Source organism: Nocardia asiatica NBRC 100129 (assembly GCF_000308415.1).
In the GTDB taxonomy this organism is placed as follows: domain Bacteria; phylum Actinomycetota; class Actinomycetes; order Mycobacteriales; family Mycobacteriaceae; genus Nocardia; species Nocardia asiatica.
This window is the reverse complement of record NZ_BAFS01000105.1, coordinates 1-20649: the sequence shown is the minus strand read 5'-3', so window position 1 is coordinate 20649 and position 20649 is coordinate 1. Positions and strand designations below refer to the sequence as shown.

Annotated in this window: 23 protein-coding genes; 6 read left to right on the top strand and 17 right to left on the bottom strand. The window is 71.2% G+C overall.

Translation table 11 applies throughout. From position 1 onward, the window contains the following. From ON27_RS10095 to ON27_RS10080, 4 genes are all read right to left on the bottom strand, one after another. Positions 1 to 642 (bottom strand): pyridoxal-phosphate dependent enzyme (locus ON27_RS10095; RefSeq protein WP_043723265.1); only part of this gene is annotated, 642 nt, incomplete at its 3' end. Beyond that, positions 639 to 1457, bottom strand: coding sequence for an indole-3-glycerol phosphate synthase TrpC (gene trpC, locus ON27_RS10090; RefSeq protein WP_043723264.1), 819 nt, complete (start codon positions 1455 to 1457; stop codon positions 639 to 641). The genes ON27_RS10095 and trpC, both read right to left, overlap by 4 nt. Positions 1458 to 1640: 183 nt before the next feature. Continuing rightward, positions 1641 to 2459 (bottom strand): TIGR02234 family membrane protein, encoded by an 819-nt coding sequence (locus ON27_RS10085; RefSeq protein WP_043723263.1) that lies wholly within the window; start codon positions 2457 to 2459, stop codon positions 1641 to 1643. Continuing rightward, entirely contained in the window at positions 2456 to 4015 is a 1560-nt protein-coding gene (locus tag ON27_RS10080) for an anthranilate synthase component I (RefSeq protein ID WP_043723262.1), read from the bottom strand. Before ON27_RS10080 ends, ON27_RS10085 begins: the two co-directional genes overlap by 4 nt. Before the next feature lie 189 nt (positions 4016 to 4204). Between ON27_RS10080 and ON27_RS10075 the strand changes: the two genes are divergently transcribed. The 4 genes from ON27_RS10075 (at position 4205) to ON27_RS10060 (ending at position 6383) form a co-directional block, all read left to right on the top strand. Next, positions 4205 to 4513 (top strand): hypothetical protein, encoded by a 309-nt coding sequence (locus ON27_RS10075; protein WP_043723254.1) that lies wholly within the window; start codon positions 4205 to 4207, stop codon positions 4511 to 4513. Between the two features lie 144 nt (positions 4514 to 4657). After that, complete coding sequence (locus ON27_RS10070; protein ID WP_043723249.1) at positions 4658 to 5113, top strand: peroxiredoxin; 456 nt, start codon at positions 4658 to 4660, stop codon at positions 5111 to 5113. 61 nt (positions 5114 to 5174) lie between these two features. Continuing rightward, positions 5175 to 5729, top strand: a complete 555-nt coding sequence (locus tag ON27_RS10065) for a permease (protein WP_051046405.1) — start codon at positions 5175 to 5177, stop codon at positions 5727 to 5729. 201 nt (positions 5730 to 5930) lie between these two features. Continuing rightward, the gene (locus ON27_RS10060) at positions 5931 to 6383 is read left to right on the top strand and encodes a MarR family winged helix-turn-helix transcriptional regulator (protein WP_083887481.1); all 453 of its coding nucleotides are present in this window, start codon (positions 5931 to 5933) and stop codon (positions 6381 to 6383) included. Here ON27_RS10060 and hisI read toward each other — a convergent pair. The 5 genes from hisI to ON27_RS10035 form a co-directional block, all read right to left on the bottom strand. Beyond that, the gene (hisI, locus tag ON27_RS10055) at positions 6380 to 6739 is read right to left on the bottom strand and encodes a phosphoribosyl-AMP cyclohydrolase (RefSeq protein ID WP_043723245.1); all 360 of its coding nucleotides are present in this window, start codon (positions 6737 to 6739) and stop codon (positions 6380 to 6382) included. The genes ON27_RS10060 and hisI overlap by 4 nt on opposite strands. A gap of 90 nt (positions 6740 to 6829) precedes the next feature. Further along, positions 6830 to 7603, bottom strand: coding sequence for an imidazole glycerol phosphate synthase subunit HisF (gene hisF, locus ON27_RS10050; RefSeq protein ID WP_043723235.1), 774 nt, complete (start codon positions 7601 to 7603; stop codon positions 6830 to 6832). A gap of 4 nt (positions 7604 to 7607) precedes the next feature. Beyond that, positions 7608 to 8423 carry an inositol monophosphatase family protein gene (locus ON27_RS10045; RefSeq protein WP_043723231.1) on the bottom strand — a complete coding sequence of 272 codons (816 nt, stop codon included), beginning with the start codon at positions 8421 to 8423 and terminating at the stop codon, positions 7608 to 7610. Continuing rightward, positions 8420 to 9151 (bottom strand): bifunctional 1-(5-phosphoribosyl)-5-((5-phosphoribosylamino)methylideneamino)imidazole-4-carboxamide isomerase/phosphoribosylanthranilate isomerase PriA, encoded by a 732-nt coding sequence (gene priA / locus ON27_RS10040; RefSeq protein ID WP_043723227.1) that lies wholly within the window; start codon positions 9149 to 9151, stop codon positions 8420 to 8422. The genes ON27_RS10045 and priA overlap by 4 nt, the downstream gene beginning before the upstream one ends. A 78-nt stretch (positions 9152 to 9229) precedes the next feature. Next, positions 9230 to 9679: a MarR family winged helix-turn-helix transcriptional regulator gene (locus tag ON27_RS10035; protein WP_043723221.1), complete on the bottom strand. Its 450-nt coding sequence runs from the start codon at positions 9677 to 9679 to the stop codon at positions 9230 to 9232. Between the two features lie 99 nt (positions 9680 to 9778). Between ON27_RS10035 and ON27_RS10030 the strand changes: the two genes are divergently transcribed. Both ON27_RS10030 and ON27_RS10025 read left to right on the top strand, forming a co-directional pair. Further along, complete coding sequence (locus ON27_RS10030) at positions 9779 to 10297, top strand: nuclear transport factor 2 family protein (protein WP_051046403.1); 519 nt, start codon at positions 9779 to 9781, stop codon at positions 10295 to 10297. A gap of 262 nt (positions 10298 to 10559) precedes the next feature. Continuing rightward, the gene (locus ON27_RS10025; RefSeq protein WP_157227140.1) at positions 10560 to 11021 is read left to right on the top strand and encodes an Rv1363c family protein; all 462 of its coding nucleotides are present in this window, start codon (positions 10560 to 10562) and stop codon (positions 11019 to 11021) included. A gap of 41 nt (positions 11022 to 11062) precedes the next feature. Here ON27_RS10025 and hisH read toward each other — a convergent pair whose 3' ends face one another. The 8 genes from hisH to ON27_RS09985 form a co-directional block, all read right to left on the bottom strand. After that, a complete protein-coding gene (gene hisH / locus ON27_RS10020) occupies positions 11063 to 11698 on the bottom strand; it encodes an imidazole glycerol phosphate synthase subunit HisH (protein WP_043723216.1) in 636 nt (211 codons plus the stop codon). Beyond that, positions 11695 to 12315, bottom strand: a complete 621-nt coding sequence (gene hisB, locus ON27_RS10015; protein WP_043723212.1) for an imidazoleglycerol-phosphate dehydratase HisB — start codon at positions 12313 to 12315, stop codon at positions 11695 to 11697. Before hisB ends, hisH begins: the two co-directional genes overlap by 4 nt. 40 nt (positions 12316 to 12355) lie before the next feature. Then, on the bottom strand, positions 12356 to 13489 hold the full coding sequence (locus tag ON27_RS10010) for a histidinol-phosphate transaminase (RefSeq protein WP_043723207.1): 1134 nt from the start codon (positions 13487 to 13489) through the stop codon (positions 12356 to 12358). After that, positions 13486 to 14823 (bottom strand): histidinol dehydrogenase, encoded by a 1338-nt coding sequence (gene hisD / locus ON27_RS10005; RefSeq protein ID WP_043723204.1) that lies wholly within the window; start codon positions 14821 to 14823, stop codon positions 13486 to 13488. Before hisD ends, ON27_RS10010 begins: the two co-directional genes overlap by 4 nt. A 241-nt stretch (positions 14824 to 15064) precedes the next feature. Further along, positions 15065 to 16615: a serine/threonine-protein kinase gene (locus ON27_RS10000; protein ID WP_043723194.1), complete on the bottom strand. Its 1551-nt coding sequence runs from the start codon at positions 16613 to 16615 to the stop codon at positions 15065 to 15067. 157 nt (positions 16616 to 16772) lie between these two features. Next, the gene (locus ON27_RS09995) at positions 16773 to 18482 is read right to left on the bottom strand and encodes a penicillin-binding transpeptidase domain-containing protein (protein WP_051046406.1); all 1710 of its coding nucleotides are present in this window, start codon (positions 18480 to 18482) and stop codon (positions 16773 to 16775) included. A gap of 88 nt (positions 18483 to 18570) precedes the next feature. Continuing rightward, positions 18571 to 19437 carry an arylamine N-acetyltransferase family protein gene (locus ON27_RS09990; protein ID WP_043723190.1) on the bottom strand — a complete coding sequence of 289 codons (867 nt, stop codon included), beginning with the start codon at positions 19435 to 19437 and terminating at the stop codon, positions 18571 to 18573. Positions 19438 to 19509: 72 nt separating this feature from the next. Continuing rightward, positions 19510 to 20415, bottom strand: a complete 906-nt coding sequence (locus ON27_RS09985; RefSeq protein WP_245559896.1) for an alpha/beta hydrolase family protein — start codon at positions 20413 to 20415, stop codon at positions 19510 to 19512. Between the last annotated feature and the right edge of the window lie 234 nt (positions 20416 to 20649).

Below are 20649 nucleotides of genomic sequence, written 5' to 3'. Positions count from 1 at the left end.
CGGGCCCGCGGCGGTGCCGAAGCAGTAGTAGGTGTCCTCGGCGTTGGTCACCCAGTCGCGCAGCGCCTCGTTGATGGCATCCTTGAGCGTCTGCGAACCGGAGGTCACCGAGATCACCTCGGCGCCGAGCAGGCGCATGCGCGCCACGTTGAGCGCCTGGCGCGCCGTGTCGACCGCGCCCATGTAGATGACGCAATCCAGGCCGAGCAGCGCGCAGGCGGTCGCGGTGGCGACGCCGTGCTGGCCCGCGCCGGTCTCGGCGATGACCCGGGTCTTGCCCATCCGCTTGGCCAGCAGCGCCTGACCGAGCACGTTGTTGATCTTGTGCGAACCGGTGTGGTTCAGGTCCTCGCGCTTGAGCAGGATGCGGGCGCCGCCCGCGTGCTCGGACAGCCGCTTGCACTCGAACACCGGCGACGGGCGGCCGGTGTAGTCGCGCTGCAGCCGGTCGAGCTCGTTGAGGAAGGAGTCGTCGAGCCGGGACTTCTCGTATTCGGCGGTGACTTCCTCGATCACGGCCATCAGCGCCTCGGGGACGTGCCTGCCGCCGTAGACGCCGAAGTGGCCGCCCGCGTCCGGCTCGTGACCGCTGCGCTGGGCGACGCCGTCGCTGGCCTTGGGTAGTGCCGCCACGCTCGTCACCGGCCCCGCCGCGCCGGCTTCGGGCAGGACGGGTGGGTGCCCGCGGTCACCAGCTCGGAGACCGCCGCGCGGGGATCGCCACTGGTCACCAGTCCCTCGCCGACGAGCACCGCGTCCGCGCCCGCGCCCGCGTAGGCCAGCAGGTCGGCGGTGCCGCGGATGCCGGACTCGGCGATCCGGATGACCTCGGTGGGCAGTCCGGGCGCGATCCGCGCGAACACGTCGCGGTCGACCTCGAGCGTCTTGAGATTGCGGGCGTTCACGCCGATCACCGACGCGCCCGCCTCCAGCGCGCGGTCGGCCTCCTCCTCGGTGTGCACTTCGACCAGCGCGGTCATCCCCAGCGACTCGGTGCGGTCGATCAGGGAGGACAGCACGTCCTGCTCCAGCGCCGCGACGATCAGCAGGATGACGTCCGCGCCGTGCGCGCGCGCCTCGTGGATCTGGTAGGGGCCGACGACGAAGTCCTTGCGCAGGATCGGGATGTGCACCGTGGCGCGGACCGCGTCCAGGTCGTCGAGCGACCCGTTGAAGCGGCGGCCCTCGGTGAGCACGCTGATGATCCGGGCGCCGCCGTCCTCGTAGGCCTTGGCCAGGCTCGCCGGGTCCGGGATGTCGGCCAGCTCGCCCTTGGACGGACTTGCCCGCTTGACCTCGGCGATCACGCCGATGCCGTCCTCGAGCAGCGCCGCGCGGGCGTCCAGCGCCGCGGGCGCGGCCGCGGCGGCCGCCTTGACCGCCTGGAAGTCGAGAAGGGCTTCCCGAGCGGCCACATCCGCGCGGACCCCGTCGAGAATCGAGTCGAGTACCGTCATCTGGCTCGAATCCTTTCTGGGGAGACGGACTTGCTACCTGAGAATCCCCCCAGGCGCTGTCTCACCGATGCTGACAAAGAATAAATGGACCTACCGGGCGCGTTCGCGCCGGGGCCGGGGTTGAACCACGCGGAAGGGCTCGACGCAAGGTGGCAGCCGCCACATTCCCCGCGCGCGAACTGCTCAGCGGCCATGTCGGCCCGCCTCGCGGTGATCGGGATCGTCCGGCGGCGGTCCCGCGCCCTCGGCTTCCTCGGTCGGATCGGCGCCCGCGTCCAGCGCGTCCCACAGCACGCGCTCGGACAGCTGTGGTGCGGACGAGGAGTCCGCGCGCCGCTGGGTGACCTCCGCCGTGGCGTCGGCGCGCCGGAAGACCGGGTTGTCGTATTTGCCCGACAGCCGCGCCGTCTCGGCGGGCATGCGCGCCAGCAGCGCGCCCGCGCCGAACGCGGCGATCGCGCCGAGCAGCGCGAGCACGGCCGGGAACGCCGACGTGCTCACCGTCTCGACTTGGGCGCGCGCCGGGAGTTCGGCGAGTTTCGCGGCCCGCTCGGCGGTCTTGCCCGAACCGGTCAGCAGGGCGAACGCCGGCACCGCGGCCACCGCCGCGACCAGCGCGATCAGCACGCCGACGACCCGGCGCAACCAGTTCCGGGTGGCCAGCACCGCGGCGATCGATGCGAGCAGCACCAGCGCGAGCGGTGTCAATGCGCCGAACCACACCCCGCCGTCCAGGTGATCGGTGCGCGGCTGGGTGAGTCCGTCCGACGACGAGACCGTCACCCAGGTCATCCGGGACGAGGCCCACAGCGCGGCGGCGGCCACTGCGAGCAGCACGACCGCGCCGACCGGGTATTTGCGCCCGGTTTCGCCGCCCTCGGTGGGAGATTCGGGAGACGCGGCGGAATCCTCCGCCGGTGGAACCGGCTTCGCCGAGGCGCTCGTGTCCGCGGCGGGCTCCCGTGCCCGGCCCGGTTCGTCTTCGGGGTCGGCAGCGGTCATAGCGGCCCGCCGTTCGCCGCACCCGGCTCCGTGCCGTAGGCCCGCACGGTTCCCGCCGCCGCGATCGCCTTGAGCACCGCCATCGCCTTGTTGCGCGATTCCACGTCCTCGTACTCCGGGTCCGAGTCCGCGACGACGCCCGCGCCCGCCTGCACGTAGGCCGTGCCGTCCTTCAGCAGCGCGGTGCGGATGGCGATGGCGGTATCGGCGTCCCCGGCGAAGTCCAGGTACCCGACGACGCCGCCGTAGACGCCGCGACGGGTCGGTTCCAGTTCCTCGATCAGTTCCATCGCGCGCACCTTGGGCGCACCGGACAGGGTGCCCGCCGGGAAGCAGGCCCGCACCGCGTCCAGCGCGATCCGGCCGGGAGCCAACCGGCCCGACACGGTCGACACCAGGTGCATGACGTGGCTGTAGCGCTCGATGTGCCGGTACTCGGTGACCCGCACGGTGCCCGGCTCGCACACCCGGCCCAGGTCGTTGCGGCCGAGGTCGACGAGCATCAGGTGCTCGGCGTTCTCCTTCTCGTCGGCGAGCAGGCCCTTCTCCAGCAGCAGGTCCTCCTCCTCGGTGCCGCCCCGCCAGCGGGTGCCCGCGATCGGATGGGTCGTCGCCACACCGTCCTGCACGGTCACCAGCGATTCCGGGCTGGAACCGACGATGGAGAACGCGGTGCCGCCCTCGCCGTCGGGGATGTGCAGCAGATACATGTACGGGCTGGGATTGGACGCGCGCAGCATCCGGTACAGGTCGATCGGCGCCCCGTCGTAGTCCATCTCGAAACGTTGCGACAGCACCACCTGGAACGCCTCGCCCGCCTCGATCTCCTTGACCAGGCGGCGCACGCCCGCGCCGAACTCCTCGGTGGTGCGCCTGCGCCGGTACCGGGGCTCGGGCTGGTCGAACACCGAGACGGTGGAATCGGCGGGCGCGCCGAGCGCGGCGGTCATCCGGTCCAGCCGGGCCACCGCGTCGTCGTAGGCCTCGTCGGCCCGCTCGGCGGTGCCGTTCCAGTTCACCGCGTTGGCGATCAGCGTGATGGCGCCCTCGTGGTGGTCGAACGCGGCCAGGTCGGTGGCCAGCAGCAAGACCATCTCCGGCAGCCGCAGGTCGTCCAGCGCCAGGCTGGGCAGCCGCTCGATCCGGCGCACCGCGTCGTAGCCGAGGTAGCCGACCATGCCGCCGGTCAGCGGCGGCAGCCCGGGCAGGCGCTCGGTGCGCAGCAGCTCCAGCGTCTCGCGCAGCGCGACCAGCGGATCGCCGCCCGACGGCGCGTCGGCCGGGATATTGCCCAGCCAGGTCGCCGCGCCGTCGACGACGGTCAGCGCCGAAGGGCTGCCCGCGCCGATGAACGACCAGCGCGACCACGACCGCCCGTTCTCCGCGGACTCGAACAGGAAGGTGCCCGCCCGGTCACCCGCGAGCTTGCGGTAGGCCGACAGCGGAGTTTCCGAGTCCGCCAGCACCTTTCGGGTCACCGGGACCACCCGGTGCTCCGCGGCCAGCTGATGGAATTGCTCGCGGGTCGTGGTGGTGGGCGTGGACGTGCCTGGCATGCACTCATCATCCCAGGCCGGGCGGATCGACCGGTGAGCGGTGCCGGTGACACGGCGGCGGACGCGACAAACCCGACAAATCAGGTCGACCGTCCGGTTCCCACGCGCCCGCGGGAGGTGTGGCGGCGCTCACTACACTCGCGCCCGTTCCACGTCGCATGCGGTATCCATCTCGAGAGGAGACAACTGATGTACCCCTCGCAATCGGTAGCGCCCGAGGGTCCTCGGCACGTCCCGAACCACAGCGTCCCGCACCGCCACACCGCGCGGGCGGTGGGCCAGGGCCATCCGGCACACCAAGGCTCGCCGAGTAACGCGCTCGCGTCCTTCGTCACCTACGTCAAAGCATTGGAGTCCCTGGACAAGAACCACTTCCCGGACGAATACGCCGTCCACAGCGACCGCATCAAGGAGCTGAAGCCGTTCCTGCGCGCCCACGGCATCCTCGATGTGATGGCGATCAAGAACCCTGAGGTCGCGGCGCTCATCGGCGCGTAGCCGCACCTCGGCTCGTGCCCGGCCACCGGCGCGGCGATCGGCCGCGGCGCATCGACGGGCACGAGCGATGGAGCGCGCTCGGCGCCCTCTCCCGCCGCGAGCGGGATACCCGATTCGACCAAGCGCCCGGTAGTGTGCCCGGGTATGCAGCAAGGACAGCTCGCCCCTGATTTCGAGCTTCCCGACCAGTCCGGCACTCCCCGCTCGCTCGACGCGCTGCTGGCGGACGGCCCACTGGTCCTCTTCTTCTATCCGGCGGCCAATACGCCCGTGTGCACGGCCGAGGCGTGTCATTTCCGTGACCTCGCCGCCGAATTCGCCGCGGTCGGCGCCACCTGCGTCGGCATCAGCACCGACAACGTGGACACCCAGGCGGGCTTCGCCGAGAAGCAGCGCCTGGGCTATCCGCTGCTCTCCGACGCCGACGGCGCCGTGGCGGCGCAGTTCGGCGTGAAGCGCGGCCTGCTCGGCAAACTCGCGCCGGTGAAGCGGCAAACATTCGTCATCGACACCGACCGCACCATTCGCAAGGTGATTACCGGCGAGTTGCGCGCGGCGGTGCACGCCGACGAAGCACTGAACTACCTGCGCTCCAGGTAAGGCGCGACGCGCCGCGTGCGCGCAGCCGCTGCCGGGCGACCGCCCGGCCTAGGCTGGAACAATGACTTCGACCGAAGTTCAGCCGGGCGGTGGCAAACCTGCAGCAGCCGTCTGGCGTACGCGGATCATCGGCGGTGCCGCGCTCCTGGCCGTTCTCGTCGTCCTCTACTTCATCCTGTCCTCGTTCATTCCGCGCTGGTGGGCGCAGCGGATCGGATCGGCGGTGCAGGGCAGCTTCGCCAAGGGCATCGGATGGGGCCTGTTCTACGGCGGATTCTGCACCGTGGTCACACTTTTCCTGCTGCTGTTCGCGGTGCGGGTGTGGCGGCGCAAGGGAGGCAGGTTCCTCGCGGGCGCGGCCGCGGTCGTCGCGATCCTGTTCGCCATCCCCAACCTGATGACGCTGACCATAGTGCTCGGCAACAGCAACGCCGCCCACGCGGGCGAGCGGATTCTGGACGTCGACGCGCCCGCCTTCCGCGGCGCCGCGCTGACCGGCGCCGTCATCGCCACGCTGCTGTTCCTCCTCGCCATCGCGCTGTTGCTGCTGCGCAGGTGGCGGCGCACGCATCCGGGTAGCGCGAAGACCGCGGACGCCCCGCCGCCCGGCGTGTGAGTGAACTCACCTCACCCAGCATCTTTGTGCCGGTCGAGCGAAGTCGTGGCAAACTCGATGTCGCGGGTGACTGTGCACAAGCTGATCGACAATCACTAGGACTACGAACAAGACCACGTCACTTGGCTTGAAAGAAGGCACACAGTGACGAAGTGGCTCGACCCGGTCGAACAACGAGCTTGGCGCGCGATCGTGGCGCTGATGACGCGGCTGCCAGGAGCCTTGGACACGCAGCTCCAGCGGGAGTCCGGCGTGACACATTTCGAGTACTGGGTATTGACCCTGCTGTCGGAGGAACCGGGGCACCGACTGCAGATGAGTGAGCTTGCCCACAAGGCAAATGCATCGTTATCGCGGCTGTCGCACGTGGTCTCCAAATTGGAGCGCATGGGCTGGGCGGAGCGCTCGGCGACCGCCGGGCGGCGTGGCGTATACGCCGTGCTCACCGACGACGGCTACCGCAAGGTGGTCGAGGCCGCGCCGGGATATCTGCAGGCGGTGCGGCATCTGGTCTTCGACGGCCTGGACGACCCACAGAAGGCCCAGGTCGCCGAACTCGGCGAGCTGCTGGCCGGGCGGCTCGCGGAGGCGCTGGACCAGCTCGGCGGACTCGCCCCGGCCGACCGGGACGCGCATCGCCCGAACGGCGGCTAGTCCCCGGTCGCCGATCGCGCGGCCAGCAGCACGTCCGAGTCGAAGCAGGTGTGCGTGCCGGTGTGGCAGGCCGCGCCCTCCTGATCCACGACGAGCAGGATCGTGTCGCCGTCGCAGTCGAGCCGCACTTCGTGCACGTACTGCGTGTGGCCCGAGGTCTCCCCTTTGACCCAGTACTGCCCGCGGGAGCGCGAATAGTAAGTCGCCTTGCGGGTTTCCAGCGTGCGCGCCAGCGCTTCGTCGTCCATCCACGCGACCATCAGCACGTCGCCGGTGGCGCGTTCCTGTGCGACGGCCGACACCAGCCCGGCGTCGTTGCGCTTGAGACGGGCGGCGATAGCGGGATCGAGACTCATGGCACCGTTATAACAGGGTCGGACGCGGGCGCACGCGCCCGGAGTCCACGGTCCGATCCGCCTTCCGGCTCGGTTGATTTCCGCCGATCACTACCGGATGACGATCTTCTCCGCCCGCATCGACTCCTTGACCTGGCCGATGGTGAGGTCACCGAAGTGGAACACGCTGGCCGCCAGCACCGCGTCGGCGCCCGCGTGCACGGCCGGAGCGAAGTGCTCGACCGCGCCCGCTCCCCCGCTGGCGATCACCGGAACCGTGACGGCCGCCCGCACGGCACGGATCATCGGCAGGTCGAAACCGGCCTTGGTGCCGTCGGCGTCCATCGAGTTGAGCAGGATCTCGCCGACCCCCAGTTCCGCGCCGCGCACCGCCCACTCGACCGCGTCGATGCCGGTGCCGCGTTTGCCGCCGTGCGTGGTCACCTCCCAGCCGGAGGGGGTGGCGGGCTGCCCGTCCGGCACGGTGCGCGCGTCCACCGACAGCACGATGCACTGGGAGCCGAAGCGCTCGGACATCTCGCGCAGCACCTCCGGCCGCGCGATCGCGGCGGTGTTCACCGAGACCTTGTCCGCGCCGGCGCGCAGCAGGCGGTCCACGTCCTCGACGGTGCGCACCCCGCCGCCGACGGTGAGCGGAATGAAGATCTGCTCGGCGGTGCGGGTCACCACGTCGATCATGGTGCCGCGGTCGCCGGTGGATGCGGTCACGTCGAGAAAGGTCAGCTCGTCGGCGCCCTGCGCGTCGTAGAGGGCGGCCAGTTCGACGGGATCACCCGCATCGCGCAGGTTTTCGAAGTTGACGCCCTTGACCACCCGTCCCGCGTCGACGTCCAGGCACGGGATCACTCGTACGGCCAACGTCATTGCCTCACCCTTCCTCCGCGGCCGCCGGATCGGCGACCGTGCAGATCATGTCGAGCAGTTCTTCGTGCACGCCGGGCGCGGCCGCGAGCACGGAGCCGGAGGTGATGGTCCACGGCCGGCCGGCCAGGTCGGTCACCACCCCGCCCGCCGCGCGCACCAGGGCGACGCCCGCCGCGTTGTCCCAGGGATGGTGGCCGAACACGATCGCCCCGCCGAGCACGCCGGAGGCGGTGAACGCCAGATCGATGCCGGTCGAGCCGTGCATCCGCACCCGGGAGGACAGCCTGCTCAGCGGGCCGAGCAGGTCGAAGCGGAACTGGCCGGGGATGCGGCCGTGCGAGTCGACGTTGAACGCGCCGAAGCCGATCATGGCCTCGGCGAGCTTGCCGCGCGGCAGCGGCGGCAGCGGCCTGCCGTCCAGCAGCACCGGGCCTCCGGACACGGCGGCGTAGCGGCGGCCCAGCAGCGGCAGCCAGGTCAGGCCGAGCACCGGTTCCCCGTCGCGCACCAGCGCGAGCAGCATGCCCGAGAGCGGATGACCGGAGGAGTAGTTGAAGGTGCCGTCGATCGGGTCGAGCACCCACGCGGTGCCGGAGGCGAGCTGCGGACCGCCGAACTCCTCACCGTGCACCTCGATGCCGGTGCGCCGCAGCAACTCGGCGGAGACGGTGCGCTCCAATTCCAGGTCGAGTTCCGTGGCGAAATCGTTGCGGCCCTTCTCGACCGCGCTGGGCGCGCCGATGCCCTCGACGAACCGCGGGCGCACCGAGTCCAGGACCTCGCTCGCCGCGGCGAGCAGGTTCGACAGCTCCTGGGTCATCTCACCGCGGCCAGCGCCTCGGGCAGGGTGAACCGGCCCGCGTACAGCGCCTTGCCGACGATCGACCCTTCGACGCCGTCGGGCACCAGTTCGGCGATCGCGACGAGGTCCGCGATGGTGGAGACGCCGCCGGAGGCGATGACCGGGGCGTCGGTGGCCGCGCAGACTTCCCGCAGCAGGTCCAGATTCGGGCCGGTGAGCGTGCCGTCCTTGGTCACGTCGGTCACCACGTACCGCGAGCAGCCGTCCCGTTCCAGGCGTTCGAGCACCTCCCACAGGTCGCCGCCGTCACTGACCCAGCCACGGCCGCGCAGCCGATATTCGCCGTCGATGATGCGCACGTCCAGGCCGACGGCGATGCGCTCGCCGTGCCGGGCGATGGCCTTCGCGCACCACACCGGGTCCTCCAGCGCGGCGGTGCCGAGGTTCACCCGAGCGCAGCCGGTGGCGAGGGCCGCCTCCAGACTGTCGTCGTCGCGGATGCCACCGGACAGTTCCACCTTGACGTCGAGTTCGCCGACGACGCCCGCGAGCAGCTCCCGATTCGAGCCGCGCCCGAAGGCGGCGTCCAGGTCGACCAGATGCACCCATTCCGCGCCGGCTTCCTGCCAGGCCAGCGCCGCCTCGCGAGGCGAGCCGTAGCTGGTTTCGCTTCCGGCCTCTCCTTGCACGAGGCGCACGGCCTCTCCGTTGGCGACATCGACGGCGGGTAGCAGCACAAGACTCACGAGAGCAGCCTAGTGGTTACCCGCCCGCGTCCGAGTGCAGGGCCTGGGCGAATGGGACCTCGATCACCGGGCGCCGGGTCAGCCGTGGTGGGCGTCCAGGATCCGGGTGAGCAGTGTGACCAGGGTGGCCCGATCCGCCGCGGAGAAGCCGGCGAGCAACTCGTCCTGGGCGACCGCCAAGCGCTCGTGCAGTTCCTCCAGGTGGCGGGCGCCCGCGGCGGTGAGCGTGACGATGTTGCGGCGCCGGTCGGCGGGATCGGGAGTGCGCTCGACCAGGCCGCGCGCGGCGAGGTCGTTCACCACCGCGACCACGTCGCTGCGGTCGATGCGGGTGCGCCTGCCCAACTCGGCCTGGCTGGCCGGTCCGAATTCCCCGAGCGTGGCCAGCAGGGCGTAGTGGTAGCGCCGGGAGCCGGTGGGCTCCAGCGCTCGCTCGGTCGCCCGATTCGCCACGAGCGCGACCTGATTGACCAGCCTGCTGGGCAGGACCCGGAGCCGTCCCGCGGCGTCGTCGTGCGCGATGTCCATGCGGTCACTGTAACAAGACTTGTTGGCAACACCCACGATCTGTTAAGTTGGTCCAAACAACGTTGGATTGACCAACGTTCGACTGGAAAGGCAACTCCGATGCTCAGGATTCGCTCCGCGCTGCCCCTGCTCGTTCTCCCCTTGGCCGCCTTGACCGCCGCCTGCGCCTCCGGTTCGGGGACCCCGGCGCCGGAGGTGCGCGAACTGCTCGACCGTCAGCGGATCACCGATCTGGTCGATCGGCTCGGCCGCGCCTTGGACGAGGGCCGCTTCGACGACTTGCGGGCGATCTACACCCCCGACGCGACCGCGAAGACACCGGGCGGCACGGCCGAGGGCCGCGACGCGCTGATCGCCCAGGCGAGCCGCAACCACGGCGGCGACAAGCGCATCCAGCACGTCATCGGCAATGTGCTGATCGACCTGCGCGGCGACGCGGCCGATGTCCGGGCCAATTTGATCGCCACCTTCGCGCCCGCCTCCTCCGACGGGTCGATTCCGCAGCCGCAGTACACCCTCGGCGAGATCTACCGCTTCGACGCGGTTCGCACCGGTGAAGGCTGGCGCCTGTCCCGGGTCCGGACCACTCCGATCTGGTCCACCGGCACCCGGCCGTGATCAGCGGGTGGCGAGCACGTGTGCGGTAGCGGGCCGGGCTCGGTAGCGGGCCGGGCAGTGCCGTCACCGGGGCGGCCGTGCCCCGCAGGCCGTGCCCGATCTGGAACTCGGTCGCGGCGCGTTCGATCTCGGGGAGCGTGTGCGCGTGCCGGTCGCCGAACAGGATCTCGCCACGCGCAAGGAGAGAAGCGAGCCAGGGCGGTATCGTCTCCGCGCGGCGATCACCCCCGGTCGCCGTTTCCAGCTCGCACCGAGGAAGTGCATGTCACGATCCAAACTGGCTGCCGCCCTGCCGCTTTCGGCAGCCGCCTGCTCCGCGGCCTTCGTCGCCGCCCCCGCCGCCGACGCCGCCCCGCCCGAGGACGCGCGCCTGGCGGGATGCGAATTCGGTTCCGCCGCGGCGACATACGATTACGCGCGGTTCGGCGACCACGTCCGCCGGATGCTCGACCTCAGCACCGGGGAGTTCCGGGCCGAGTTCGAGAACTTCCGCGGCAACATCCAGGCGAGCGCGGAGGCCGCGCACATCCGCGCCGAGGCCAACTCCGCCGATTGCCGCGTCGTCTCCGGTGACGACAACCGGGCCGAGGTGGACGTCGACGTGGTCCGGACGGTGACCAGCGACGAAACCGACGGTCTCCCGCAGACCAGCCGCATGGCGATGACCGTGACGCTGGACAACGTCGACGGACGCTGGCTGGTCAGCAAGGTCCGCTCGCGCTGACCCGGCGGGCGATCCCGCGCGCCCGGCGCGCGGGATTCGTCCTACAGCGAGTCCACCCAGTTGCGCAGCAGGTGCGCGCCCGCGTCACCGGACTTCTCCGGGTGGAACTGGGTCGCCGACAGCACACCGTTCTCCACCGCGGCCAGGAACGGCCCGCCGTGCTCGGCCCAGGTCAGTTTGGGCGCGGCGAAGTGCTCGCTCGGCGGCAGGTCCCAGCTCTGCGCGGCGTAGGAGTGCACGAAGTAGAAACGGGTGTCGGTGTCGAGACCCGCGAACAGAACGCTGTCGGACGGGGCCGAGACGGTGTTCCAGCCCATGTGCGGCAGCACCGGCGCGGAGAGCCGTTCGACCGTGCCGGGCCATTCGGCACACCCGTCGGTGCGCACGCCGAACTCCACACCCCGCTCGAAGAGGATCTGCATGCCCACGCAGATGCCGAGCACCGGACGCCCGCCGGCCAACCGCTGACCGATGAGGCGCTCGCCCCGCACCCCGCGCAGTCCCGCCATGCACGCGGCGAACGCCCCGACGCCGGGCACCACCAGACCGTCGGCGGCCAGCACGACCTCCGGGTCGGCGGTCACCTCGACGCGAGCGCCCGCCCTGGCCAGCGCCCGTTCGGCCGAGTGCAGGTTGCCGGAGCCGTAGTCCAGCAGCGCCACGGATTTCGCGCTCACAGCGTTCCCTTCGTCGACGGGACACCGCTCACTCGCGGGTCGAGTTCCACCGCGGCGCGCAGGGCGCGCGCCACCGCTTTGAATTCGGCCTCGGTGACGTGGTGCTGATCGCGGCCGTAGAGCACCCGGACGTGCAGGGCGATGCGCGCGTTCAGCGCGATCGACTCGAACACGTGGCGGTTGAGCACAGTGGAGTACGGCGCACCGGGACCGGAGCCGGGAATCACCGTGTGCACCAAGTGGTCCGGCTCGCCGGTGTGCACACAGTACGGGCGGCCGGACACGTCGACCGCGGCGTGTGCCAGCGTCTCGTCCATCGGGATGTAGGCGTCGCCGAACCGGCGGATGCCGGCCTTGTCGCCCAGCGCCTTGCCGAGCGCCTGACCGAACACGATCGCGGTGTCCTCGACGGTGTGATGCGCCTCGATCTCGATGTCGCCCTCCGCGCGCACGGTGAGGTCGAAGCTCGCGTGCGCGCCGAGCGCGGTCAGCATGTGGTCGTAGAACGGCACGCCGGTGGCGATCTCGGTCTTGCCGGTGCCGTCCAGGTCCAGTTCGACGACGATGCTGGATTCCTTGGTGACCCGCTCCACCCGGGCGGTCCTGCTCATGCTCATGTCCAATCGGGGTCGTCGCCGGGGGCTTCCCGGCGCTGGTTCATCGCGGTGCGCGGTCGCTGCCCGCCAGCAGGCCGCTGACCCGCAGCAATTCGTCGTTCTCCGCGGCGAGGCCGATGGTGGTGCGCAGATAGCCGGGGATGCCGACATCGCGGATCAGCACGCCGTGGTCGAGATAGCGCTGCCAGGTGCGCGCGGCATCGACGAAGCGGCCGAACAGCAGGAAGTTGGCGTCGCTGGGGATCACGTCGTAACCCTGCTCGCGCAGCGCCGCCGCCACCCGGTCGCGCTGCGCGGCCAGTTCGGCGACGCTGCCGAGGGTCTCCTCGGCATGCCGCAGGGCCGCGCGCGCCGCCGCCTGGGTGACCACCGACAGGTGGTAGGGCAGCCGCACCAGCAGCATCGCGTCGATCACCGCCGGCGCGGCGACCAGGTAGCCCAGCCGTCCGCCCGCGAACGCGAACGCCTTGCTCATCGTCCTGGTCACCACGAGTTTCGCCGGGAACCGCTCGATCAGCTCGATGGCGCTGGGCTGCGCCGAGAACTCGCCGTACGCCTCGTCGACGACCACGATGCCGGGCGCGGCCGCGAGGATGCGCGCGAGGTCGTGCTGCGGGATGCTGTGCCCGGTCGGGTTGTTCGGACTGGTCACGAACACCACGTCGGGCCTGCGCTCGGCGATGGCGGCCAACGCGTGGTCGATGTCGAGGGAGAAGTCGGTGTCGCGCTCGGCCTCGATCCATTCGGTGTCGATGCCCTCGGAGATGATCGGGTGCATCGAGTAGGAGGGCACGAAACCCAGTGCGCTGCGGCCCGGGCCGCCGAAAGCCTGCAACAGCTGCTGCAGGATCTCGTTGGAACCATTGGCCGCCCAGACGTTGCCGGTGTCCAGCGCGACGCCGGTCTGCGCGGTCAGATAGCGCGCCAGGTCGGTGCGCAGCGCGACGGCGTCGCGGTCGGGGTAGCGGTGCAGATCCGCGGCGGCCGCGCGGATCGACTCGGCCACGTCATCGATCAGCGCCCGGCTCGGCGGGTGCGGGTTCTCGTTCGTGTTCAGCTGCACCGGAACCGTCAATTGCGGTGCGCCGTAGGGCTTCTTGCCCCGCAGGTTCTCCCGCAGCGGCAGGTCGTCCAAGGTCACCTCCGCGCCGGGCGCGCTCACCGCGCGCGTCACGACAGCGCCTCGAAACGCGCCTGCACCGCCTGGCCGTGCGCGGGCAGGTCTTCCGCGTTCGCCAGCGCCACCACGTGGCCCGCGACATCCTTCAGCGCCGCTTCGGTGTACTCCACGACGTGGATCCCACGCAGGAAGGTCTGCACACTCAGGCCCGACGAGTGCCGCGCGCAGCCCGCCGTCGGCAGCACGTGGTTGGAGCCCGCGCAGTAGTCGCCCAGGCTGACCGGCGCGTACGCGCCGACGAACACGGCTCCCGCGCTGCGCACCCGGGCCGCGACCGCGGGCGCGTCGGCGGTCTGGATCTCCAGGTGCTCGGCGGCGTAGGCGTTCACCACGCGCAGGCCCTGTTCGATGCCGTCGACCAGCACCGTGCCGGACTGCTTGCCGCGCAGCGCCTCGGTGACCCGGTGGGCGTGCTTGACCACGGTCAGCTGGGCGGTCAGCGCCGCGTCCACCGCGTCGGCCAGCTGTTCGCTGTCGGTCACCAGCACGCTGGCGGCCAGCACGTCGTGCTCGGCCTGGCTGATCAGGTCGGCGGCGACGTGCACCGGATCGGCGGTCGCGTCGGCGAGGATGGCGATCTCGGTGGGCCCGGCCTCGGCGTCGATGCCGACCAGTCCGCGGCACAGCCGCTTCGCCGCGGTGACGTAGATATTGCCCGGCCCGGTGATCAGGTCGACCGGCTCCAGCTGGGCGCCGTCGGTGTCGACGCCGCCGTAGGACAGCAGCGCCACGCCCTGGGCGCCGCCGACCGCCCACACCTCCTCGACGCCGAGCAGCTGCGCGGCGGCCAGGATGGTGGGGTGCGGCAGCCCGCCGAACCGCGCCTGCGGCGGCGACGCCACCACCAGCGAGCCGACGCCCGCGGTCTGCGCGGGCACCACGTTCATCACGACGCTGGACGGGTAGACGGCGTTTCCGCCCGGCACGTACAGGCCGACCCGCTCGACCGGCGCCCAGCGCTCGGTGACGGTTCCGCCGGGCACCACCTCGGTGGTCTTGTCGGTGCGCCGCTGATCGGCGTGCACTTTGCGCGCCCTGGCGATGGACTCCTCCAGCGCCGCGCGCACCGCGGGGTCCAGCCGCTCCAGCGCGGCCTCCAGCTCGGCCGCGGGCACCCGCACCGTCGCCGGGATCACGCCGTCGAAGCGCTCGCTGAACTCCAAGGCCGCCGACACGCCCTGATCGCGGATCGCCTCCACCACCGGACGCACCTGATGCAGCACCGAGTCCACGTCGACTCCCCCACGCGGCAGCGCGGCGCGCAGCTCGGCGACGGAGGGAGTACGACCGCGCAGATCGACGCGGGCGAGCTCGATGCGGGTTGTCATGTGGTGTCGGTCCTTGTCTCCAGCGGATTCCGCGACGGGAAAGTTGCAGCTACCAGCCTAGTGGGCGAACACCAGCGGTTATCCGCGTGGTCCGGGCGGCCGGGCCGCTGCCGCACTGCGCTCGCCCAGGTCAGGCCGATGAGGCGCTGCTCAGCGCACCCGCGGTGTGGCGCCGATCTCGCCCGGGAACCCGACCGGCAGGCGCGAGCCCGGGACCGGCCGGTGTTCCGGCACCTCGCGACTACTTGGTGTCGCTGTCGATGAGCAGACGCCCGCCGGAGCTGATCACGCGCAGCGTCATGCTCTTGGTCTGGCCCTCGACGGTGATGCTGGCCAGTCGCATGTCGACCGAGCCGTCGTCGTTGTTGCTGCGCTTCGCCGCCTCGATCGTATTGAAGTCGTCGATGGTCCGGGCGCCCCAGTACTGACGGAAGCTCTGTTCGCCGCCGTATGCCTGCTGCGCGGCCGGTGTCAGCAACGACCACGATCCCGACGGGTTGGTGTAGAACTGCTCCACCAACTGACCGGCCGCCCCGATATCGACCCGCTCTCCGGAGCTGGGCGTCTGACCCAGTTGGGCCGCGGCGGTCGAAGTCGTCCCGGCCTTGGTGGTCGCGCTCGCCGAGGGCGGGCTCGCCTGCGGACTCGGCGAATCCGAGCCGGACTGGCTGAACGCGCTGATCAACAGCGCCGAGACGGCGACGATCGCCCCGGCCACCGCGCCGATCAGCACCGCGCGGCGCTTGCCCGCCGAGCCTTGCCTCGGCGCCGGGCGCGGCTGCGCCATCGTGCGGGGATGCGCCGCGGTGTCCTGGTGGACCGGCCGCGCGGGCGCGGGGCGCGGACGCGGCTGACGCTCGGTGGGCGTGTAGGGCGCCGAGGCCATCGCCGAGGGCCGCAGCGCGCGGGTCGCCGATTCGGATTCGCCCGCTCGCGGCCGCGCGAACGCTTCGCTGGCGGGCACGAACCCGACGGCCACCGGCGCGGGACCGGCATCGGCGAACGCGGCCAGATGGTCGCGCGCCGCCCGCATCGTCGGGCGCTCGGAAGGCTCCGGGCTGAGCAGGTCGAGCAGGAAATCGGTCGCGGGGCCCGCGTTGCGCGGTTCGCTGAGCTGGCCGTTGGCGGCGGCGTAGAGCACCGCCAGCGGATTGGAGCCCGCGCCGTAGGGCGGTTCGCCCTCCAGCGCGTGGAACAGCGTGGCGCCCAGCGCGAACACATCCGAGGCCGGAGTGGGATCGGAGCCGCGGGCCACCTCGGGCGCGAGGTAGGCGGCGGTGCCGCAGATCAGCCCGGTCTCGGTGAGCGTGACGTCGCCGGTCGCGCGGGAGATGCCGAAGTCGGTGATCTTCACCGTTCCGTGATCGTCGAGCAGGATGTTGCCCGGCTTCACGTCACGATGCACGATGCCCGCCTGGTGCGCCGCGATCAGCGCCGAGGCGACCTGCTCGCCGATCCGGGCGACCTGGGTCAGCGGCAAGGTGCCCTGGGCGCCGATCACCGCGGCCAGGCTCTTGGACTTCAGGTACTCCATCACCAGGCAGGGGTCGCCCTCGTGCTCGGTGATGTCGAACACGACGATCGCGTTCGGATGCTGGAAACGGGCCGCGTTACGCGCCTCTCGGATCGCGCGCTGGCGCACCACTACGCGCTCGGCCTCCGGCAGGCTCGGCTGGATGTGGATCTGCTTGACGGCCACGGAGCGCTGGAGGCGTTCGTCGACGGCACGCCAGACCACGCCCGTGCCGCCGCTACCAATCCGCTCGACCAGGCGGTAATGCTCCGCGATCAACTGACCGGTATCGATGGCGCCTACTCCGAACCTTCTCGAAATCGTGACATCCCGCATATTGATTACTCACGCGGTCCCGGGGATGAGTGTAGCTGGCCCTTGGATGCTCGCACGCGCCAGCCGGGCCTCGCGGCGGGCCGGATTCGCCCGAAGCGGACTATCCGCGTGCGCGCAGCATCCGGCCGGCGGCGTCCACAGCGGGCGCCGAACTGCTCGCGTCGCTGATGAACACGGCGAATGCCAGGTCACCGTCGATGCCGACGAACCAGCCGTGCGCGTGCGTGTCATCGATGTACTCCGCGGTGCCGGTCTTGCCGAGCAGACCGGGGAGGTCGCGCAACTGCGTCGCGGTGCCGTCGGTGATCGTCTCGCGCATCATGGCTTTCAGCTGGTCGCCGATCTGCGGCGGCAGCGGGTCGGCGGTGCGGTCCGGGGTTCCCGGCCGGCCCGCGACGAGGGTGGGCGCGGGCGCGGCGCCACGGGCGATGGACGCGGCGACCAGGGCCATGCCGAACGGCGACGCTGTCACCTGCCCTTGACCGATCGCCGACTCCACCCGCAGTGCGGAGGTGCCGGCCGACGGCACCTTCCCGGTGACAGTGGTCAGGCCCGGTGTGACGTAATCGATCCCGAGGCCGAGTTGTGCGGCCGCTTTCGTCAACGCGTCGGCGGGCAATTGCACGCCGAGGGCGCCCATCGTGGTGTTGCAGGAGCGGGCGAACGCGGTGTGCAGCGGCACCGAGCCCAGATCGAAGTTGTTGTCGTTCGGGATGCGGCGGCCTTCGATGTTCGCGGTGCCGGGGCAGGGCAGCACGGTGTCGGGCGTCACCGTTCCCGCCTGCAACGCGGCGGAGACGGTGACCGTCTTGAACGTCGAACCCGGCGGGTAGAGCCCGGTGAGCGCGATCGGGCCCTGCGCGTCGGCGGGGGCGTTCTGCGCGATCGCGAGGACGTCGCCGGTCGAGGGCCGCAGGGCGACGATCGCGGCGGGCTGGGCGACCGGGGCCAGCGCGGCCTCCGCCGCACGCTGCAAGCCGAGGTCGAGCGTGGTCGCGATGTCGGCGGTGGGTTTCGGGTCCGTCCCGGCGACGCGCTGGGTACCTTCCGGCGTCTGGGCGCGCACCGCCCATCCCGCGTTGGCGTCGGCGGACTCCTGCCACAGTTCGGCCAAGCCGGACAGGGTCGGCGCCGCCAGCGCCTTGTCGGTGGTCAGCAGCCGGGTCTGCGGCGCGAGGGTGACGCCGGGCAGTGCGCTCAGCCGATCCCGGATCGGGGCGAGATCCGTCTCGCGCAGGGTGATCGCGGTAATCGGTTTCCCTTGTGCCGCGGCCAGTTCCGTTTGCAGCGACGGCGCGGTGAGTCCGGGCGCGAGCGGACCGAGCAGGTCCGCGACGGCGACGAGATCGGCGGCGGGGCCGACGTTCACCAGCGTGACGATCTGCTCGGTCATCAGTTCCCCACCTGCGGAATCGAGGATGCGGGCCGGCTTCGGATAGACCCTGCTGTAGCTCAAGGGTCCGGCGGCCAGCCCGGGGGCGACCGTGGCCGGATCCCACTGCACCCGCCACCCCTGTCCGTCCTCGCGCGCGACGCCGTTGGTGGCGTAGCTCCACTCGGACTTGCCGTCCCCACCGAGTTTCCAGGTGGCCGCCAGCGCGAAACCGTTCTCCTCGACCGAGCGGACCTCGAAGCGCACGTCCTTGCCGAGCCCGTCGTAGAGCGCGCCGAGGGTTTCCGCGGCCGCGGCCGGGTTGTCGGTGAGCGCGGCCGCCGCGGCGATGTCGTCGCGGTTGAGCGCCTCGGCGAACTGCCCGGCGACGGTGTCGGGCTGGTCCGGGCCGGAGGAGCAGGCGGCGAGCACGAGCATCGGTGCGGTGAACAGGACGAGGGACTTCCGGCTGGTACGCACGCCGACGACCCTATCCGGCCGCGGCGGCGCCCGGCCGGTCACCAGCTCAGCCGCGCGACCACGCGCCCCGCGCGAGTGCGTCGGCATCGGCGTCGGCGAGTTCGATGTCGAACACCTCCGCGAGGATCTTGGGCAGCTCCGCGGGTTCCAGTTCACGGGTGTCGCTCGTGCCGTCGGGGTACTCGGTGATCAGCGTGACGCCGTCCAGCACGTGGTGCACGTCGGGGCGGAAGCGCTGCGCGTACGGCCGGGTGGTGAACGGGGATCGCGGCGAGGTCGACACGAAGTGATTGCCGACCGCGTAGTCGATGCGGTACTGCGGAGTCAGGGTGAAACTGTGCCGGTCGACCCACCCGTCGCGGCCGAACTGGTGCAGCACCCACAGTTCGGAATCCAGCTCACCGCGCGTGCTCTCCAGCCGGAACTTCCATTCGCCCGCGCTGAATTCGCCGGTCGCGGCGGACAGTTCGAACGGCGCGAGCGGTCCGGCGCCGAAGCCGACGTCGGCCAGCCAGACCCGGTCGTCGTCGGCGGTGGTCACGCGCAGCAGTGCGTGGGTGGCGGGCCGCGGTGCCGTGCCCGCGCCCATGCTCACGCGCCCGCTGAGGCCGGTGACGCCGAATCCGAGCCGCTCCAGCGCGGCCGCGAACAGCCCCACGTTCTCGTAGCAGTAGCCGCCGCGCCTGCGGCGTACGAGTTTGTCCTGCAAGCTCGGCAGATCCAAGGGAATCGACCGGCCCAGGATGATCTCCAGGTTCTCGAACGGGATCGCGGTGGTGTGCGCACGCACCAGCTCGTGCAGCGTCCGGACGGTGGGGGCGCGCTCGCCGTCGAAACCGATCCGGGCCAGATAGGCGTCCAGGTCGAGTTCCGCACCGTTCCAGTGGTAGGCCGGGTCGGCCGGCTTGCTCATCGCGTCCTCGCTTCGTCGTCGGTTTCCTCGGTCAACCGCGCACCGGCCCGATCGTGTTCCCGCCGCGCCTGCTCACGCCGCGCACTTCGCGCCCGGTGGGGCCGGCGGCGCGGTGACGACGCCGTACGCGACGTCCACCAGATAGTCGCGGTCCGGCCCGTCGACCGGTTCCACGCCGAGCAGCAGGCGTTCGACGACACAGCCGCCCTCGAAGAAGGCCGGGCCGACATCGTGGTCGCCCGGGACCACCCGCCCGCTCAGGTCGCGTCCGGTGACGACGGTGTACATCGAGGTGGGCCGTCCCGCGGCGCGCAGGCCCGCGCGCATCTCGACGCTGGTGACATAGGGCACCACGTCGTCGGCGGTGCCGTGGACGAGAAACGCGCGTCGCACGTCCATCCGGGCGGCCAGCAGGGCGGGCGAGCGTTCGACGTAGGCCTGCGGACAGGCGAGCGGCGGGCAACCACCCGCGTCGCGCTCGATCTGCGCGGGCAGCGCCGGATCCACCGCCGCCGCGCCCAGCCACATCGTGAAATCGTCGGCGGGACCGTAATTGTCGACCCAGTAGTCGAACATCCCGCGCGGACCGTGCGCCGCCGCGAGACCGCTGGTGATACCCCCCTGGCTCCAGCCCCACAGCACCGTGCGGGCGATCGCCGGGTGGGCGTCCCGGTACCAGGCGGTCGCGGCGACGATGTCGCGCCAGCCCGCCCACAGATTCCACTCACCGGTGCGCCACACGCTCTCGGCGGAGCGCAGATCCATCGCCAGGATCGGGGTGGCGGTGCGCCGCGCGATCGAGTCGAGGTAGCCGGCGAAATCCGCCGACGACCCGTCGTGCCCGTGCACCGCGACCACGAGCGCCTCGGCAGACATGTCGCCCGCGTGGCATCGGTACGGCTCGTACACCCTCCCGGTCGCCTCTTCACCGTCCACGCTCAGCGAGACCGGGCGCACCGCCACACCTCCTGCGCACACCGGATCAGCCGAAACCGCGGGCGCGGCAAAGCTTCCGGCCACGAGCGCCCAGCACAATACGAGTATCGGATATGCCCGTCGCATCCTCGGATGATGTCATGTCGTCCCGGCCTCCTCGACCTGGTTCACCGCAGGCCCGATCCCGATTTTTGGGGGCAGGACCCGGCGCGCGGGCCCTGTTACGGTCCGGGTATTCATTTCGAGTCCGGACGGCACGGGTCCGCGCGTCCGGAC